We start from the raw sequence: 15,866 nt of genomic DNA, 5'->3' as shown, positions 1-15,866 counted from the left end.
ACTTCGAAGGCCGCTCCTGGCCGGGCTGGCATCACCACGTCATCCTGGTCACCGCCGCCCGTGCCTTCCTCACCGAGCAGCGGCTGGCCCCAAAAGCCGACACACCGGACTCACCCTCTACCAGATTCTCGACGCCCTCCAGGGCCTGCTGAACTGCTGGACCGGCATCTGCACCACTTGCCACCAACCTCTGCCCAGCATGGCCACACCAAGATCAAGACAAACCTAACGGAGTCCTACTAGTCAGGTTCGGCAGTTCGGGTGGTGGCCGCCTGGATGACGAAGTCCTCGTCGCCAGGCTTGAGCAGGCTGGGACGCCATGCGGCCCACTGAGGGTTGAGGCAGGCCGGGCCGATCGCGTTGAACCAGTGAATCACGTCCGGACGGTGTCCTCGTCGGCCTGCACCAGCTGCGCGATCAACCAATTGTCACGACCACCAGCACAGCGAACTTATGCGGTCACAGCGCTAGCGGTGTCCCAGCGCACCGTGGAGCGGTACGTCGCGGGGACGTTGAAGCGGATGGTGGACGACATACTGGTGCCTACGGGGGACGATGCGGCCGCCGCTCAGTCCCGTGCGGAGGTTGCCCCGCTGGGCGGGGTCCAGGGGCACGCGGTAGCGTCCCTGGTATGACCGGCTTAGGGCCCGTCCGGTGGAGCAGGCGACTGCTGGTTCGTCAGGCCGGTTTCAGAGTCGGTTTGACGCCAGGCGGCCCGTAGCTCGTGGACGGCGTGAACAAAGCCGACACAGGCACGGAGAACGCCTGCGGCGGCTTTGGGGAGACGGGATGCCGCCGTGAGGATCACACTGATACCTCCGAGGGCGGCCAGGATGTGAGTGACGCTCATGTGTACTACTGTCGTCCCGCTCATCGGCGGTACGGACGAATTCCTACAGCAGCCGACGCAACCGGACAGGGGGACAGGGTGGGCGTGCCGGGGCAGTTCAAGAAGCCGTCTCTACCGGCGGGCCGATTGCGGGATCTCAATGACGCCCTTCACGCGCTCCACCTGATCGCGGGGCAGCCGAGCCTGGAGACCATGCACCGCCTGCTGCAGAAGCGGATCTCACGGACGCGTCTGCACGATGCCTTCACCGAACCACGGCTTCCGCCGTGGGACACCGTCGACGCGCTGGTCGAGATACTTGCGACACGGGCTCCGGGCAGAACGCCTCAGGAGGTCCTGCCCGAGGTCCACGCCCTCTGGGTCCTCGCGTCCCAGCAGAGGTCCCTGCTCAATCCGAGCGGGCGTGAGGTGCAGGACGAAGTCATCGCGACCTTCGCACAACTGTTGGAGATCAGGCCGCGTGAGGTCGAGGCGGCGATGGACGTATCGATGCTCGACTATCTGGAGGGCTTCGATTCGTATGTGTTGTTGCAAGTCGTAGGCGCCCTTGAGAGATGTTTCAACCTCAAAGCAGGCGAGTTGGATGACGCCCACTACGCGGAAACCATCAGGGAAGTAGTGGCTTTGACCCTCTTGGCTCTGGAGGCCCCGAGCAAAGGGCCAACAGAATGATCAACGATGTGGCCCGCTTCCACCCGTCCCGGGGGCAGGGCATAGTGCACCGCGGTGCCCGAAGGAGGAGCCGTGATGCGGCTCGCGGCATCGCGATGCCGCAGGATGCTGCGGCACTGCGTTCGCAGATCATCCATGGCCCGCTCCAGCAGGGGCGGCGAGTGACTGCCGAGTGTCTGAGGGCCGGCCGACCCTCAGACACACCACTGGCGGGGACGGTTGTGGTCAGTGGCCGCCTCTCGGGGGCTCGCAGCCGGTGCCGTCGGGGTAGCCGCCGAAGGCGTCCGCCTCGGTGGAGTCACTGCCCATCGTGCCCTCCACACACCAGGGAGAGGCGCCGATGTCGATGAGGAAGCCGACCCCGGAGGGGCCGTCCTGGTACGCCTGCACCTTCCCGGCGGAGTAGCCGAGGCTGGTGAGCGCGCTGCGGACGCTGTCCAGGGCGAAGTCACCGCGATGGCGCAGCGGTTCGAGTGCACTCTTGACACGTCCGACAGCCGTGAGTCCGTCGCAGCGGCTCTGGCCGTGGAGAGGGAGGGGAACTCTGAAGCCGTGGTTCTCGGCGTAGTGGTCGGTCGGCGGCGCGGTTGAGCTGGGTGTAGTGGCGGCTGTGGGCGCCGTCGGCTTGGGGCTCTCGCCGGGGCAGGGGAAGTCCGCCGGTGTACTCGGCGTCGAGATGCCGGTCGGCGTCGGATGCGAACGCCGGTACGCGTCGGCGGCATTCCCTGCCCGCTGCGTTCCGCACCCCGCCGCCAGCAGAACCATCACCGCCAACGGCAGCATCCTGACCCGGGCCTTCGTTTTCCTTGGCGTCGTCACCCCCCGATCCTCCCTCGCAGGTCGGTGGGCGTCATGAGTCCTTCTACTCATCGGGTCGCCTCCGGCCACGCGGAGCACTATGGAGGCAAGGAAAAGCACGACCAGGACCAGGACAACATCGCCGAACCCGCGCGGCCGTTGCTCAGAGCAGCACAGGCCCATGAGGTGTCGGACGGGCTGTCAGAGGCGATGGACGGCGTCGGACGCTTCCTGCCAGTGCGCATCGCCCGCGTCCATGACGCGCACGCTGCGTGGACGTGGCTCCCGCTCGATCACCCGAGCAGGGCGGTGTACTACGAGGTGGAGTTCGGCATCTCCCGCGCGCTGGCGTACCAACCGCTCGACGTCACCCACGCCCCGGCACGGCGAAGGTCCTATGCCGAGGCCTTCATAGTTCATCGACTGGGCGCCTCCCGCGGTCCGTTTCCGTTGTGAGCGGGGTCTGGTGCGAGACGGAGCCATGAACATGTGACAAAGCGATGACAGGAACAAGATCATGTATGCCTAGGATGCCTCATGGATCGACAGCACATCTCACATTCCGGTAACCGAAAGAGGTAAGTCATGCATCCCCTAGGGCGTTTCGCGGCGGCAGCAGTGGTCTCCGCCGCGCTCCTCGGCGGCCTGGCGGCGGCCGCTCCCGCCGCCTCGGCGTCCACGTCCTCCGACCTCTGCGCCAGGAGGCACGGCAACCTGCCCAAGCCTGTGACGGAGAAGGTCGACAGGAAGGCCATCAATCTCCGTTCGAAGATCGGAGCCGTCAACTCTCCCTCGTTGGGCATCCTTTACAAGGGCACGAAGTTCAGCGCCCGTTGCCGCCTTGCCCTGGACGGCATCAGCTGGGACTACGGCAAGGTGCTGACCGGGGCCAACACGGGGAAGTGGGGCTGGGTCCCGTACGACTATGTGCGGAATGCGTAGGGACCAGGAGGCCCCAAGGCTTGCCAGCACGCCCATCGACCGCAGACTGTTCTCCAGTAGTGCGCCATGAACGACCGGCCAGACATCCCCGCGCCAGACCGCTCGCCCGGGGGTTTCCCTCCAGGAGATCGATAGGTCAACGGTGTTTGGGGCTCTGGGGATGAGGGCGCGTCGGCTCGATAGCTTTTCAGTAGTCCTGACGGGCTTGCGGTGCCCCGCCGGGGCAGTCGTGCGCCGCGGGCGGGCGACGGCTCCGGTGGGGCCTTCAACAGGAGACGTCGTGGGTGAGACCAGGGCGGGTTTGCTGCGACATACGCGCGCTTGCTCCGTCGACTGCCAGTATCCTCGTGGCGGACGTTCCCTGGCGCAGTTCGAACGGGCGGGAGAGTACTCAGGTCCGGGTCAAAGCAACTGCATTGGCCTTCGCCCGCACCGGGTACCACGCTGCCCCTCTGCTCTCGTGCGCGCGCCCGTTTCTTCCTCAAGCCGGCCTGCTGCTTGATCACCCAGCGGCAGCTCCGTTCATTGTGTTGCCGTTGTCAGCCGATGAGGGCTTGGTTGATCTGCCGGGTGGTCTGCGCGGCGACCCGGGGGTTGACGGCGGCGTAGGAGGTGTGGGCGTTCAGGCCGGTGGCCAGGGCCCAGCCACGCCCTCGCAGCCAGGTGGCGTCGTCCACGCCGAGCGCATCGCGGAAGACGGCTCGACTGCCGGCCGACATCAGGGTGAAGGCGATCACCATGTCGCAGGCCGGGTCACCGATGCCAAGCCCGCCGAAGTCGATGACGGCGCTGAGGCGTCCGTCGGCGGTCAGTAGGTTGCCGGTGTGGAAGTCGCCGTGAAACCACACCGGAGAGCGGTCCCATCCGGGGGCTCTCAGCGCCGTGTCCCACAGTTCGGTCATTGCTGCCGCCTCGAACACGCCGTCGACCTTGGCGATGGCGACCCGCGCCGCGTCATCCCGGTCGGACAACGGCCGGCCGGTGAGGTCTTCCCGGGTGTTCTCGGCGAGGATGTCCTTGGGTGCGAACCGCTACAGAGCGGCCAAGAACTGAGCCAGTTCAACGGCCGCCCTGGAGGAGTCGGCCAGTGCCTCGACGGTCGCCACCTCTCCGCCCAGCCAGTGGGACACCGCCCACGGCCATGGATAACCGAAGTCGGGGTCACCCACCCCCACCCCCACCGGTACCGGGATGGCCAGGGGAAGGCGGGGGGCGAGGCGCGCAGCCGGACGGACAGCTCCTCGCCAAGCCGCTAGATCACATGATCGGAGCCGGCGGGGTTCAGCAGCTTCAGGGGCAGCCCCGCCCACTGCGGGAACTGAGTGTCGACCAGGCGCCTGACCACCGCCCCATCGATCTGGGGGCGGGTGTCCGCAGTTCTCGCGACTACCAAGAGCAACTCCTGTGGTCGGCCCGCTCCGTGCGACGGGCAGTCCGAGCCATCACAGTGGTTCGCGGCTCCGCCTGTCGACCGTTTTTGCAACGCACGGCAACCTCATCGGAGCGTGGCCGGCACCCGGCACCCGGCATCACAGGCACTGAGGGGCGGTCCACCTCGTTGTGTCATGTGTTGTAAGGCCAGAGGCTGGACGACTCCCCCGCATGGCCACGCGCGCGCGAGGGAAGCCGGAGTGGACGTCATCCCCGCGAAAAACGCAGGTGGGGCCTGTTCTAGCGCTGGGGGAAGTGTGGACGATCACGTCATTTGGCTCTGTCGAAGATCTTGTGACGAAGCCGCTCTGAACTGGGTATCAACTGGGTGTGCGGTTCAGGGGATTTGGGGCGGTTGCTGCCGCATTTAGCCGGTGTGGTTCTGGAGTCGGTGGAGCGGGCCGCTGGGGTGGTCACGTTTCGTACGTCGTGCCGGGCGCTGCCAGCGCGGTGTCCGGGGTGCGGTATGCCGTCCTGGCGGGTGCACGGCCGGTACACGCGGAAGCTGCGGGATGCGCCGGTCGGGCTGACACCGGTAGTGATCGAGTTCGTGGTGCGGCGGTTCAAGTGCAGTAACTCCCGCTGTGCCGCTGTGACCTTCGCCGAGCAGGTGGAGGGCCTGACCCGGCTGCACGCCCGATACACCCCGGTATTACGGCAGATGATGTCGTCGATCGCACTCGTGCTTGCGGGTCGTCCCGGGGCCAGGCCGGCCGGGCTGCTGGGGACACCGGTGGCCAAGGACGTGCTCCTGGGCCTGCTCCATACCGTTCCGGACCCGCCGTCCGGCCTGGTCAGGGTACTGGGCGTTGATGATTTCGCCCTCCGCAAGGGCGACTCCTACGCGACCCTCCTGGTGGACCTGGAAGCCCGCCGCCCGGTGGACGTCTTGCCCGGCCGGGACGCCGAACCCTTGGCCTCCTGGCTCGCCGGTCACCCCGAGATCGAGGTGATCTGCCGCGACCGGGCCGGCGCCTACGCCGAAGGCGCCCGCACCGGGCCCCGCAGGCCCTCCAGGTCGCTGACGGCTGGCATCTGTGGCGCAACCTTGCCGAAGCCGTGGAGAAGACCGTCGGCGCCCACCACTCCTGCATCCACGCCGCGCTCACCCCGACCCCCGACATCCAGGAGCCGACCCCGACGACCCTGATGACGGCGGAGTCGTTGGAGCCGGAGCCTGACTTCGTCCCACCCGATGGCACGCTCGACGTCCTGGGCCGCCCCCGGAGGCTGGTGGCCCGGACCACCGAACGCTACGAGGCCGTCCAGCAGCGCCTCGCCGAGGGGAAGTCCCTGGCCGCGATCCGGCGCGAACTGCGGCTGGACCACTCCACCGTCCGCCGGTTCGCCCGCGCCCAGAGCCTGGAGGAACTGCTGGTCAAGGCCACCAACCGGGCCTCGAAACTCGACCCCTACAAGCCGTATCTCCATCAACGCTGGCGCGAGGGCTGCCACGACGTCCCGCGTCTCCACCGCGAGATCCAAGGGCAGGGATTCATCGGCGACGTCCAGAGCGTCCGCCGGTACTTCCGCCCGTTCAAGAAGCCGCACAGCCCGCTGCCGAAGTCACCATCCGCACCCCTGCCCCCGGTCAGGACCCTTCCCAAGCCGCGGCGCGTGGTCCGCTGGATCACGACCACCCCTGACCGGCTCCCAGAGGCCGACGTTGCAGAGCTCAAGGAGATCCGCACCGGCTGTCCGCACCTGGACCTCACCGTCCGGCACGTCCGCGACTTCGCCGCGATGATGCGAGACCGGAACGCCGAGGCCCTCCCCGCCTGGATGGACCAGGTCAAGGCCGACGACCTGCCCGCCCTGCACCGCTGGTCAACGGCTTCCATCGCGACCTCGACGCCGTCACCGCCGCCTTCGCCACTTCCTGGGGCTCGGGCCAGGTCGAAGGTCACGTCACGAGAGCCAAGCTCCTCAAGCGCATGGGCTTCGGCCGCGCGTACCTACCGCTTCTCCGCAAACGCATCCTTCACAGCCGATGACCGCGCAGTCGTCACAAGATCTTCGACAGAGCCCGTCATTCCCCAGGGGTGCGGTCACAGGATTCCCCAGGTTCTGGGAGGGGTGTGTGGGCGTCTGTCCTGTGGCTGAAGGAAACTGTTTCGACGGGCCGGGCCGGGACAGGGCATGATGCGCAGGCGTGACGACGATGAAGCAGTTCGTGATCCCGGCCGCTGCCCGCAACAACGCCGAGTGGTGCGCGTCGATGAGCCGATCGCACGGCTTGACGGGCGAGTTCGGAGTGCAGGCTTGGGCCGTCCCAGCCCGGCCGCCGCGGTACTACCCCGACGCGGTCACGCTGGTGCCGGCGGCCGATGCCGCCGCGCTGGTGGACCGGATCGATACCGCCGCTGCCGGCGCCTGTGTCAAGGACAGCTTCGCCGACCTCGACCTGGCGGGCGCCGGCTTCAAGGTGCTGTTCGACGCGCAGTGGATCCACCGCAAACCGAGCGCACCGACCACCTCACCGGATCTCTCCTGGGACGTGGTTCGGCGACCGGGACATGTTGGGGGCCTGGGCCCTTGCCTGGGATGACGGGGACGGCAACGCGGACCTCTTCCGGCCCGAATTGCTCGGTGACCCGGCCACGCCCGTGCTCGTCGGACACTCCGCTGACGGCCTGGTGGCCGCCGGGGCGGTGGCGAGCCGCAATGACCATGTTGTCGGAATCTCCAACGTCTTCGCGTTGGAGGGCGGTGCTGACCGGGCCTGGCCGGTGGTGCTTGACGCAGTGCACCGGCTGTTCCCGGCCCTGCCCGTGGTGGGCTATGAGCACGGCGCGGACCTGGATGCCGCTGTCCACCATGGCTTCGAGGCGGTCGGTCCGCTGCGGGTCTGGCTGCACGGGTAGTCGGTTCGCGGGGCAGTTCCAGTCGGCGCTTGTCCCAGGTGCCGTCCGTGTGGCCGCCGACGAACTCGGCGAGGGTACCTGCTGGTCTTGGTGAAGCGGCGTTGGCGCCCTGGCGGACGGCTTGGTGCCCGAGCGCCTGAGCCACGTGTGTGTCTTCCCGACGCCGACCGGGCCGAACAGAATTACGCACGCACCGGAATGTAGCCAGCGCAGGCCGCAAGATCACGGATCTTGGCGTAGGGCAGCTTCGGCGAGGTGTCGAAATCCAAGCCCTGCCAGGTGGCCTGCTGCTCGGACTTGGCCTTGCGCAGCCGTCGTTCACGAGCGACGGTCTCGCGGCGGGTAACCTCGTCCTGACAGAGGATCTGCAGCAAGTCGAGGTGCCCGAGTTCGCCCCTCTGCGCCTGGGTGAGGTGGGCGTCGAGAGTCTCAGCGCCAGGGTCTCCGCGGCGGCCGCGTCGTTGCCGCCGTAGTGGACCGCGACCAGTGTCCCCTCGATGGCCAGTGCCGCGTCAGGCAACGTTTGCCCTGTGTGCGGTGTGAGATATGTTCCTCGGCATGGGCGAGTTGATATTGATCAGGCACGGCGAGACCGCGTGGAGTCGGACCGGCCAGCACGCTGGCCGCACCGACCTGCCGCTGACCGAGGCGGGGGAGGCCGCGGCGCGTGCGCTCGCGCCTCGACTGGCCGGACGGGAGTTCGTCGCCGTCTACAGCAGCCCGCTAACTCGCGCCGTGCGGACGGCCGAGCTGGCGGGGCTGAGCGGTGCGGAAAACGACGCCGACCTGATCGAGTGGAATTACGGCCGCTACGAGGGGCTGACTGCCAAGCAGATCCAGGAGCTCAAGCCCGGCTGGGAGCTGTGGCGTGACGGCGTGGACGCAGGCGAGGACCTCGGGCACGTGACTGTGCGGGTCGACGCCTTTCTCGGCCGGGTCCGGCCGCTGCTGGACAAGGGTGACGTGGCCGTCGTCGCGCACGGTCATCTGTCACGCATCCTCACCGCGCGCTGGCTCGGGCTCGACGCGTCGGACGCGCGACAGTTCGGGCACCCGCATCCGGGGACGATCAACACGCTGGGTTACGAGCACGGGCTGCCCGTCGTGCTCGGGTGGAACGTGCCGTAGTAGCGACTGTCCACGCCCCGTCCGAGATATGCCTACTGCCGCATCAGGCGACGTTCGCCCTGTTCACGACCTCGCGTAGGCGCTCGTCCTGGGCGTGCTTGTTCCGCCGGATGAGGTAGCGGCGGATCATGCTGCCCTGAGCCTTGTGGGTGGGGTGGTCGGTGCCGTCCAGGGTGAAGTAGCGCAGGGCGGTGAACTGGGCCTCGATGCGGTTGAGCCATGAGCTGTTGGTCGGGGTGTAGGCGATCTCCACGTTGTTCGCCTCGGCCCAGTCGGCGGCGCGGCGGCAGCGTTTGGTGGTCAAGTGCGGGGAATAGTTGTCGCAGATGATCGCGATGCGGTTGCCGACGCGGTGGAGGGAGCGCAGGTAGCGGCAGAACTCCAGGAACTTGGAGCGATTCTTGGTCTTCTTGATGTGGCCGTAGAGCTGGTCTTTGCCCAGGTCGTAGGCGGCGAACAGGTGGCGGACGCCGTGCGGGCGGGTGTAGGTCGCGCGGCGTCGCCGTCGGGGTTCGCGGTCAGGGTCCTTGTGCTTGCCGCGGCGTTCGGCCCACTGGCGGCCGGGGTGGGGCTTGAGGTTGAGCGGTTGGGTCGGGGACGGGACGCCGTGCGCCCTTGCGGGTGTCGGTCTTCCCGTCCCCGCCCGCCGAACCGGACGTGCCCGTTGGCCGGGCATCCGGCTCTCCACGTGATCCGAGTGGGTCAGGTGAGGTGTTCGCTGACCTGGCCGACGAAGGCCATGTCGTCGTGGTCGGTCCGACGGAATCGCGCTCCGTCGGGGTCGACCTCGTCGATGTTCCATGGTGTGCTGATCTGCGCTCCGCGGTAGCGGTAGCGTTCGACCCGCATCTTCGCCGGGTTGTAGAGGACCATGCGGTCCTCGGCGATGTGGTCCGTTCCGTAGTAACGTCGCCGCAACTGCTTCCAGGTCAGGTGAGGGTGCTTACGGCGAATCCACCGAAGCATTCTCCACCACGCGTACCAGCCGAGGTGGGAGAACGTCTTCTTGGATGCGCCGTAGCGGAAGTAGCCTGCCCAGCCCCGCAGGACCGGATTGACCTTCCACAGCACCTCCGCCAACGAGAGCGAGGTCGTTCCCTGCCCCGTCAGCCTCTTGATCTTGTGCATCACCGATGCCAGCGCCTGCTTTGCCGGAATCGTCAGCACGACTCGACGTCCGTCGCCCCGGATCTTGCTCTGGATGTGAAAGCCCAGGAAGACGAAGCCGTCGTCTATATGGGTGATGTGTGTCTTCTCGGCCGAGAGAGTCATCTTCAGCTTGTTGGCCAGCAGCTCGCCGATCTGCGACTTCAGCGCTTCCGCGTCTGACCTGGCCCCGGCGACCATCACCACGTAGGGTCGACCCGAGGCGCGGTACTGGCCTTCCGACCAGCCCGTTTCCTCGGGCCGCCCTCCGAACCCGGCGTGCCCATTTCTAGGCACCGGGCTCTCCACAAGCCCCTTCAGGCTCATGGGCTTTCCTCATGCCGTGCTCGGCCAGGGAGAGGGGATCGCCGCTCCCCGGTAGCGGTAGCGGGTTGTCCGCACCGCGGCCGGATTGAACAGCTTCTTCTCTCCGTCGACAGGCCACCAGCCACCCCGGCAGTACCGACGGCGGAGTTCCTTCCAGCTGGTCTTGCGGTGTTTTCGCCGGAGCCATCCGAAGACCTGTCGCCAGACGACGGCGCGCAGGAACTCGAAGGTCCGGTGGGACACCCCCGGCCGGAAGTAGGCAGTCCAGCCCCGCAGCAGCGAATTGAGCTGCTTGATCAGAGCTTCGAGCGACAGGTTCACGTCCTGCCAGCAGATCGCCTTGATCTTCCCGACGCACGACCTGACGGCCTTCTGCGCCGGGTAGGTGTAGACGTAGTACTTGCTGGTGCCTCGCTTCCGGTGACGCTGGATGCGCCAGCCCAGGAAGTCGAGACCGTCGTCGATGTGGACCACCCTCGTCTTGTCCATCGCGAGCCGCAGCCCGAGTCCGGACAGTACTTCTGCCACCTCACCAAGCATGGCTTCGGCGTGCGCCCTGGTGCCAGACACCATGATCGCGAAATCATCTGCGTACCGGATCAGCCGGTAGTTAGCGAGTCCGTGACGGCGACGCTTGGCCCGCTCCACACGGTCTGTCCACTTCGCCGCGAAGTGCTCGTCGAGAGCGGACAGGGCCACGTTGGCCAGCAGAGGAGAGAGGATGCCCCCTTGCGGGGTTCCGGTGTCGGTGTTCCTCACATCGCCCGTTTCCCCGAGGATTCCGGCCTTCAGGAACGCCTTCACCACGGCGAGCACGCGTTTGTCTCCGATCCGATGCCGCAGCCGGTCCATCAGGGCCGGATGCGAGATTTCGTCGAAGCACGCGGCGATATCGGCCTCCAGCACCCACTCATAGGAGTTGGACGCCAGCAGCCTCATTTCCGCGACCGCGTCATGTGCTCGCCTGTTGGGCCGGAAACCGTACGAACACGGATGGAAGTCCGCTTCGTAGAGCGGCTCCAGCACCAGCTTCAAGGATGCCTGGACCACCCGGTCCCGGACGGTCGGGATGCCCAGCCGGCGGCGCTTGGCCGTTCCGGGCTTCGGGATCATCCGCTCCCGCACAGGCAACGGGCGAAAGCTCCGGTCCTTCAAGTCGGACCGCAACTCCGCGAGGAACTCCTCGACGCCCCGCACGGACTCCACGTAGTAGGCGGTCTGACCGTCCACTCCAGCCGTGCGTGCTCCCTTGTTGCCCCGCACCCGATCCCAGGCGATCAGCAAGAACGCCGGGTCGGTGACGAGATTGAACAGATCGTCAAACCTGCGATGAAGATCGCTCATCGCCCAACGGTGCAGCTTGGTCTGGATCTCCAGTACCCGGCGCTCGGCCTTCATCAAGACCCACTCCAGCTCGTCGGTGTTCACCAACGACCTCCCGGCATTCCAGCATCCTCCCTGCGAGCTTGCTGGCCCCCTTCGCCATGTGCGTACCTCTCGCACGCTCGGACTACTACGGGGCCTCCGCCCCGCCCCACGGTCATCAGCCGACGACGGACCTGCCCGCTGCTGACCTGGCTGGTCAGCAGGAAGGGCGACCGGGGACGGTTCCCACGTTCACCACACAACCGATCGACGAGGGAGGTGCCCAGCTGTTGCCCCGGCAGCATCGCCATGACTACGCCGCAGTCCTTCACCATGGCCTCCCCACCGGCGACTTCCCCCGGCTTCGGAGTTGGGCATCCCGAAGGGCCCCCACGCACTGCTGACCAGCCCATATCCACCAGATTGGAGCTGGCACGCCGTTTACGGAACTTTGGCACTGGTTCCTCTCGTACACCTTCTCGTCTCGCTTGCCGAACCCACGTCGTCTGGCAGTGCCGACGCGTCCCGGCGTTGTTAGGGCTGCTTCCCACCCTCCCCGGCGTCCCCCGGATCAGGCTGCCCTCAGCTTCACCCGACCGCTGCGACGGCCAGGCGGTGGAGTCCTTCCACCCCCACTCGGTTGTGCGGCGCCTCGTGGCGCGCGAAGTCGTCGGCGTAACGCACCAGTCGAAAGTTCGGCAGTCCCTTCTTGCGCCGGTACTGCCTGCGCCAGCGCGGACTCATCTCCTCGTTCCAGAGCCGGGCGAAGTGCCGGTCCAGGACGGAGAGATAGATGTTGGCCAACAGCGGTGAGGCGACCCCGCCTTGCGGAGTTCCGTTGAGACTGTCCGCAAAGCCACCGTGCAGTTCGACGACTCCGGCCCGCAGGAACGCACGGACCAGACGCAGGACCTTCCGGTCCTTGATGCGTTCTCCCACCAAGTCCATCAGAACGTGATGGTCGACGTTGTCGAAGCATGCGGTGATATCCCCTTCCACCACCCACTCGTAGGAGAGGCTGGTGAGATGGTGGATCTCGGCGATGGCATCCTGAGCCCGACGGCCAGGCCGATACCCGTAACTGGACGTGTAGAAATCGACCTCGAAAATCGGCTCCAGAACCAGCTTGAGGGCCATCTGCGCGACACGGTCGCGCAAGGTGGGGATCCCCAGGTAGCGGACCTTGCCGCCCTTCTTGGGGATCATCGCCTGCTTGACCGGCAGCGCGGTGAAGGATCCGTCCTTCAGCGAGGAACGCAGTTCCTCCAGGAACGGAATCACCCCGTAGTCCTCGACGTGATGACGCGTCACCGCGTCCACGCCCGCCGTTCTGGCACCCTGGTTGCCCGACACCCGCTCCCAGGCCACCAGCAAGGTGGACCGGTCGCAGATCAGGTTGAACACGTCGCCGAACCGGCGTTCCGGCTCGGCCCTCGCCCATCGGTGCAGCTTGAGCTGATGTTCGAGTACCCGTCGCTCGGCTGCGAAAATGCTCGGCCACGATATCGACGGCGCGTCGCTATTCAACAACGCTCCTCCCCGGCAGCAGCACCACTGCTATCACGCTGTCGCCCTTCCCCATGCGGCCGGCTTTCCCGACCTCGAAGTACTACGGCGACTCCGCCACGATCCGGCGCCATCAGTGAGCGTCGCACCTGCCCGCCGCCCGGCTGACTGCCGGACGGGGAGGGCGACGCCGGATCGCTTCCCACGTTCACTGAGGATCTCTACGACGGCTTCGGCACCCAGCTCTACCCCGGCGGCATCACCACGGACCGCACATCGCAGTCTTGGTCCGGGCCTCCGACCATTCAGAAGTGCGGTCGGAGAGGAGAGGCCATCGGACAGAGCACTCTCCAGTACCGCAAAGCGACCCATCCACCAGATTCGGCAGGCCGCTGACGACTCACGGGGCTTCAACCACTGGTTCAGTTTCCTTACACCCATTCCGTCTTCGCTTGCGGGCACGGACCGCCTGGTGGTCTCGGTCCACCCCTACGTTGTCGAGGCTGCTTCCGGCCTCACCCCCGACCTGGGGATCAGCCTGCCTCCAGCTTCAACCGGTCACTGCGATGACCAGCGGTGGGCTCCTCCTCCCACTCGATTCCTCAGCGCCTCGTGGCGCACGCCCGAACTCGTCCAGGCAGAAGATGACCTCGGGCTCGCCGGGCTCGGGCAGGACCTCGCCGTCGGCGATGGCATAGAGGTGCTCGACGCGAGCCTTCTTGGCGGCGTAGTCGGGGTCGTGGGAGGTCTTCCAGGTCTTCAGGCGTTGAAAGGTGACGTCTTCCTCGCGGAGCAGGATGCGCAGGCCCTCGTGGCTGATGTCGTCGACCACCCCCTCGGCGACCAGGAAATCGGCCAGCTTGACCAGGCTCCAGGTCGAGAACGGCAGGCCGTGCTCGACCGGCCTGGACTTGGCAATCTTCTTGATCTCGCGGCGCTCGGGCAGAGTGAACGTCCTGGGCCGGCCGCCCTTGTACTTGGGGTAGAGCGAGTTGAAGCCGTCGACGTTGAAGTTGTGGATCACATCCCGGACCCGATCGGGGCTGGTGAACGTCACTTGGGCGATCTTGGCCACGTCCATGCCCTGGGCCGATAAGAGCACCATCTGAGCCCGCCGCCAGGTCAACACCGATCCGGTTCCCCGGCGGATGATCCGAAGCAGCCGCTGCCCTTCGTCGTCATCGATCTCGCGGACCCGCACACGCTCAGCCACCCAGACGGCATGGCGTACAACGAGCCGCCCGGATCACCATCCGGACGGCTCGTCACAACAAGGCGAACGTTGCTTGATGCGGCACAGGTGCACTTGCACGGCCAGCATCTGCACCGGCACGTATTCGTGTGCTCCCGGCATCTCTCGCGCGCTGGCCGGGATGGGTCAGCGTGGATGTGGCTGGAAGACGTCCGCTCGGACGGGTGCATTTGGTGGCGGGCGACGCGGAGGGACGGTGGTGACGGTAAGCCAGGTGCTGCCGGTTGGGCCGTGCGGTGCTTGAGGCCGACGGCTCGTGTCTCGACCTATGGAAGTGAGTGGAAGCATGCTCCGTCGCACGCGACGCGTGATCTTCGGCCTTGGCCTCGTTCTCGGTACGGTTCTTGTCGCGCCCTCCGCGCAGGCGCGTACCGTCTCGGTGGCGGGCCTGGGGGACATCAGCTGCCTCGTCGGCAGTCAGACCGGTCACTACCAGCCGGGTCTCGCCTATACGGTCCGGCCTACTTCGTTCACCGGGCAGGGCAGTGTGTCGGGGTGTGTGGATCTGACAGGTCACGGCATTACCGGTGCGACGTTCACCACCAAGGGCAGTGGGACCGCGAGTTGCCTCACCGGCACGGTCTCCAGCCTGACGACCTACTACTGGAGCAACGGGCGGTCCAGCACGGTCAAGAACACCGGGGCGATCGAGGTCAAGCCTGATGGCATCACTGTGCTCGTGCTGACGGGCACCGTGGAATCCGGGCAGTTCAACGGTTCCACGGTCGTGCAGACCAAGACCCTGCTCAGCACCGATCTGACCGCGTGCCTGACGCCCCAGGGGCTGACATCGGCGGGCGGGCCGGTCACCGTGACGCTCACCCGGTAGCGGCAGCGGGGCTCTCCTGGCCGGCTGAGCGGGTGCGGGCAGGCAGAAAGGTGCAGGGCGCCGGTGCGAGCGCCGGACGGCACCACTGCGATCCCCGGCTTCTCGGAACGCACCGGCCGAGCCAGTACGAACCTGATGAAAGGAACTCCGTTGAACGACACCATCGCGAAGCGACGGGTTTTCGCCATGCTGGACGCGGACGGGGACGGCATCGTTTCGAAACACGAGTACCTCGCGCGTACCAAACACGTGGTGGCGGCGACGCGACGCGCAGAGAACGACCCCCTGGTCATCGCCGCACAGGTGGCCGGCGAGCAGGCCTGGGCATCGATGGACTCGAACGGCGACGGACGGATGACCTTCGACGAGTACGCGGCGTGGGCAGGTACCGAGGCGTTCGACAGCGTCTGCGAACCCACGCTCGGCGCGCTCTTCGACCTCGCCGACACCGATGCGGACGGCACCCTGACCCGGTCGGAGTTCACCATCCTGCGCGAGGCCCTGGGCAATCCCGTCGGCAATGCTCACGCCGCGTTCGATGCGCTGGACACCGACGGGGATGGGCGCATCAGCCGCGAGCAGTACCTCGCGTCGATCCGCGAACACGTCACCGGAGAAGGGTCTCCCATGGGCGAGGCCCTGTACAGCGACGTGACGGCGGCGCCTTAGTACTCCGTGGGAGTTCGCCATTCCCACTGGTCAGGGGCACTGTTTCGAGCCTAGCGGACTGACGGTGGGTCAGGACCGGGTTCGGTG

13 protein-coding genes and 6 pseudogenes are annotated in these 15,866 nt (G+C 66.8%); 10 read left to right on the top strand and 9 right to left on the bottom strand.

All coding sequences use genetic code 11. The features are described from left to right. Window positions 1–152: pseudogene (locus tag IE277_RS41790) on the top strand (IS701 family transposase); the annotation flags it as partial. Window positions 153–257: 105 nt separating this feature from the next. On the opposite strand, the pseudogene IE277_RS41785 reads toward IE277_RS41790, so the two are convergent. Further along, a pseudogene (locus IE277_RS41785) lies at window positions 258–421 on the bottom strand (IS630 family transposase); the annotation flags it as partial. Between the two features lie 513 nt (window positions 422–934). On the opposite strand from IE277_RS41785, the gene IE277_RS41780 reads away from it, so the two are divergent. Then, entirely contained in the window at window positions 935–1,522 is a 588-nt protein-coding gene (locus IE277_RS41780; RefSeq protein WP_189958941.1) for an acyl carrier protein, read from the top strand. Between the two features lie 225 nt (window positions 1,523–1,747). Here the strand turns inward: IE277_RS41780 and IE277_RS41775 are convergent, their stop codons facing one another. Next, window positions 1,748–2,287, bottom strand: a complete 540-nt coding sequence (locus tag IE277_RS41775; protein WP_229882406.1) for a hypothetical protein — start codon at window positions 2,285–2,287, stop codon at window positions 1,748–1,750. Window positions 2,288–2,374: 87 nt separating this feature from the next. Between IE277_RS41775 and IE277_RS41770 the strand changes: the two genes are divergently transcribed. After that, window positions 2,375–2,776: a YbbD family protein gene (locus IE277_RS41770; RefSeq protein ID WP_189958940.1), complete on the top strand. Its 402-nt coding sequence runs from the start codon at window positions 2,375–2,377 to the stop codon at window positions 2,774–2,776. Between the two features lie 129 nt (window positions 2,777–2,905). Next, window positions 2,906–3,262, top strand: a complete 357-nt coding sequence (locus IE277_RS41765; RefSeq protein WP_189958939.1) for an SH3 domain-containing protein — start codon at window positions 2,906–2,908, stop codon at window positions 3,260–3,262. A 539-nt stretch (window positions 3,263–3,801) separates the two neighbouring features. On the opposite strand, the pseudogene IE277_RS41760 reads toward IE277_RS41765, so the two are convergent. Continuing rightward, window positions 3,802–4,655, bottom strand: a pseudogene (locus IE277_RS41760) (aminoglycoside phosphotransferase family protein). 504 nt (window positions 4,656–5,159) lie between these two features. Between IE277_RS41760 and IE277_RS41755 the strand changes: the two are divergent. From IE277_RS41755 to IE277_RS41745, 3 genes and pseudogenes are all read left to right on the top strand, one after another. Next, entirely contained in the window at window positions 5,160–5,843 is a 684-nt protein-coding gene (locus IE277_RS41755; protein ID WP_189958938.1) for a transposase family protein, read from the top strand. Then, window positions 5,753–6,796, top strand: coding sequence for a hypothetical protein (locus tag IE277_RS41750; RefSeq protein WP_189958937.1), 1,044 nt, complete (start codon window positions 5,753–5,755; stop codon window positions 6,794–6,796). The genes IE277_RS41755 and IE277_RS41750 overlap by 91 nt, the downstream gene beginning before the upstream one ends. Window positions 6,797–6,845: 49 nt before the next feature. Continuing rightward, a pseudogene (locus tag IE277_RS41745) lies at window positions 6,846–7,557 on the top strand (hypothetical protein). A gap of 182 nt (window positions 7,558–7,739) precedes the next feature. Here IE277_RS41745 and IE277_RS48275 read toward each other — a convergent pair. Then, complete coding sequence (locus IE277_RS48275) at window positions 7,740–7,931, bottom strand: ATP-binding protein (protein WP_229882405.1); 192 nt, start codon at window positions 7,929–7,931, stop codon at window positions 7,740–7,742. Window positions 7,932–8,115: 184 nt separating this feature from the next. On the opposite strand from IE277_RS48275, the gene IE277_RS41735 reads away from it, so the two are divergent. Next, window positions 8,116–8,685, top strand: a complete 570-nt coding sequence (locus IE277_RS41735) for a histidine phosphatase family protein (RefSeq protein WP_189958947.1) — start codon at window positions 8,116–8,118, stop codon at window positions 8,683–8,685. A gap of 43 nt (window positions 8,686–8,728) precedes the next feature. Here the strand turns inward: IE277_RS41735 and IE277_RS41730 are convergent. The 5 genes and pseudogenes from IE277_RS41730 to IE277_RS41710 form a co-directional block, all read right to left on the bottom strand. Next, window positions 8,729–9,274, bottom strand: a pseudogene (locus IE277_RS41730) (transposase); the annotation flags it as partial. Window positions 9,275–9,387: 113 nt separating this feature from the next. Beyond that, window positions 9,388–10,158, bottom strand: a complete 771-nt coding sequence (locus IE277_RS41725; RefSeq protein ID WP_189958936.1) for a group II intron maturase-specific domain-containing protein — start codon at window positions 10,156–10,158, stop codon at window positions 9,388–9,390. Window positions 10,159–10,167: 9 nt separating this feature from the next. Continuing rightward, window positions 10,168–11,586 carry a group II intron reverse transcriptase/maturase gene (gene ltrA, locus IE277_RS41720; RefSeq protein ID WP_189958935.1) on the bottom strand — a complete coding sequence of 473 codons (1,419 nt, stop codon included), beginning with the start codon at window positions 11,584–11,586 and terminating at the stop codon, window positions 10,168–10,170. A gap of 525 nt (window positions 11,587–12,111) precedes the next feature. Beyond that, the gene (locus IE277_RS41715; protein WP_189958934.1) at window positions 12,112–13,050 is read right to left on the bottom strand and encodes a reverse transcriptase domain-containing protein; all 939 of its coding nucleotides are present in this window, start codon (window positions 13,048–13,050) and stop codon (window positions 12,112–12,114) included. A gap of 562 nt (window positions 13,051–13,612) precedes the next feature. Next, a pseudogene (locus tag IE277_RS41710) lies at window positions 13,613–14,242 on the bottom strand (helix-turn-helix domain-containing protein); the annotation flags it as partial. Window positions 14,243–14,567: 325 nt separating this feature from the next. Between IE277_RS41710 and IE277_RS41705 the strand changes: the two are divergent. Next, window positions 14,568–15,110, top strand: a complete 543-nt coding sequence (locus IE277_RS41705; protein ID WP_189958933.1) for a hypothetical protein — start codon at window positions 14,568–14,570, stop codon at window positions 15,108–15,110. A 150-nt stretch (window positions 15,111–15,260) separates the two neighbouring features. Beyond that, window positions 15,261–15,779, top strand: coding sequence for an EF-hand domain-containing protein (locus IE277_RS41700; protein WP_229882402.1), 519 nt, complete (start codon window positions 15,261–15,263; stop codon window positions 15,777–15,779). The last annotated feature ends 87 nt before the right edge of the window (window positions 15,780–15,866 follow it).

Origin of the sequence: Streptomyces alanosinicus, assembly GCF_014650595.1 — a bacterium.
GTDB lineage: Bacteria > Actinomycetota > Actinomycetes > Streptomycetales > Streptomycetaceae > Streptomyces > Streptomyces alanosinicus.
This window is presented reverse-complemented; position numbering and strand designations above follow the sequence as displayed.